Raw genomic sequence first — 1,028 nt, forward strand, 5'->3', positions numbered from 1 at the left:
CCACCACCACAGACGAATCCGCCACCACAGACTCCAACACCCGAACAAACCGCTCACCGAACAACACCATCGTCGACTCGTCGAACAAATCCGTCGCATACGTCAACGTCGCCGACAACCCCGCAGGACCACCATCGACATCGAACAACTCCGTCACCGTCACCTGCACATCGAACTTCGCCACCGCAGCATCGAACTCCACCGCCGACACCGACAACCCCGGCAACTCCAACGACGTCCGCTCCAAATTCTGGAACGACAACATCACCTGAAACAACGGATGACGCCCCTGCGACCGCGCCGGATTGAGCACCTCCACCAACCGCTCGAACGGCACATCCGCATGCCCGAACGCCCCCAAATCCCGCTCCCGCACATCCCGCACCACATCAGCAAACGACCAATCCGACCCGAACACCGTCCGCAACACCAACGTATTGACGAACATCCCGATCACATCATCGAGAGCAGCCTCACCACGACCCGCCACCGGCGTACCCACCGCCACATCATCGACACCCGACAACCGCGACAACAACACCGCCAACGCCGAATGCACCACCATGAACAACGACGCATTCAACTCACGAGCCACCACACCCAACCCACGATGCACACCCGCATCCACCGAAAACACAACATTCGCACCACGATTCGACGCCACCACCGGACGCACCCGATCAGCAGGCAAATCCAACTGATCCGGCAACCCCGCCAACGCCGACCGCCAAAACGCCACCTGCTGCGACAACAACGAATCCGGCTCCGACTCCGAACCCAACACCGCACGCTGCCACAACGCATAATCCGCATACTGCACCGCCAACGGAACCCACCCCGGCTCCTCACCACCAGCCCGCGCCACATACGCACCCATCACATCCCGCGTCAACGGCCCCATCGAAAAACCATCAGCCGCAATATGATGCACAACAAACACCACAACAAACTCAGACCCACCAGAACCCGCACCCACCACCTCGAACAAACCAGCCCGAAACGGCACCTCCGCAGTCACATCGAAACCG

1 protein-coding gene is annotated in these 1,028 nt (G+C 60.3%); it reads right to left on the minus strand.

Features of this window, described 5'->3' with window-relative positions:
* Positions 1-1,018: condensation domain-containing protein (locus ACODSO_RS29165; protein ID WP_489040077.1), on the minus strand; the 1,018-nt coding region annotated here is incomplete at its 3' end.
* Positions 1,019-1,028: the final 10 nt, after the last annotated feature.

Source organism: Rhodococcus sp. FG69, assembly GCF_057808915.1.